The organism is Phyllobacterium sp. P5_D12 (genome assembly GCF_054049495.1).
The window spans coordinates 1-1,134 of sequence record NZ_JBFUMG010000937.1 but is presented as its reverse complement, the minus strand read 5'-3'; the positions used below and the strand labels follow the sequence as shown (position 1 = coordinate 1,134).

Sequence of the window (1,134 nt, the reverse complement as noted above, 5' to 3'; positions counted from 1 at the left end):
TCATAATCATTCTCAAGACCATTCCCGCCGTATGCGCGTCTCGCGGATCTTACTAACACAGCCTGGTGGCCGCTTCACCGTCAGCGCGCATCTCTCCGCTCCCAACGGGAAACGATTCCGAGCTCGTCAGGCGTTTTTATGCTCATAGAGTTGGTCCATACTCAATGAGGCTACTTCGGCAAATGGAGCCTGGCTCTTCACGCGACCGCCACTGAGGATCACAACATCATCGCAAAATGCAATCGTGCTCCTGTGATGACTGATCACGATCGTTGTACGCCGTCCTGCCCTCGATTTAAGCGTCTCGACGATCGCCGCTTCCGAGAGACCATCCACAGCGTTTGTGGCTTCGTCCAGAATCAGGATGTCGGGATCGCGCACCATTGCTCTTGCCAGTGCAATGCGTTGCCGCTGTCCGGCCGACAAATTGACACCCCTGTAGCCAACGATCGTTTGATATCCATAAGGCAGGTTTTCTATAAACTCGTGTGCCTCGGCCAATTTTGCCGCGCCCTCCGCTTCGGCGGCTGTCGCCAGGTCTTGCCCGTAGGTGATGTTCTCCAAAATCGTGCCGTCCACAAGTTCCAGGTCCTGGCTTGCCAACGCGATCTGGCTTCGCCATTGGGTGGGGTCGATCTGGTTCAAGGGTACGCCATCAACGATGATCTGCCCCTCATCCGGATCCACAAATCTGCACAAAAGGTTTACCACAGTGGTTTTGCCCGCACCTGATCGACCGATGATTGCTGTCGAGCAACCGCTGCGGATTTCGAAGGTCGCGGAATGCAATACTGCGGCGCGGGAGCTTGAACCAGGGTATTTAAAGGTTACACCGTCGAATTGCATCCGTTGACGTAAGCCTTGGGCCTGCTGCGTGCCCGTTGGAGGTTCTGGTTTATCTGACGAATCCAGCAGCCATCTCACTTCTTCCAGTGACCCGCTCCAACCCTGGATCTGGCTCCACGACAATTGCAGGGCACGCATATGCGGCTGCAGCCGGTAGAGCAGGACGATGAATGCGACGATAACCGGAAAACTCACGTTCACGACCCAGGCAACCACGACCACAGCCAAAAAAAGCATCGCATGCAGGACCTCGGTCAGCGGCGGTAGTGCCCCCTGGCGGGTTTGGAG

Annotated in this window: 1 protein-coding gene; it reads right to left on the bottom strand. The window is 56.1% G+C overall.

What is annotated here, in order from left to right:
* Positions 1-126 precede the first annotated feature (126 nt).
* Positions 127-1,134 (bottom strand): ABC transporter ATP-binding protein (locus ACXJ5O_RS27785; protein WP_457302727.1); only part of this gene is annotated, 1,008 nt, incomplete at its 5' end.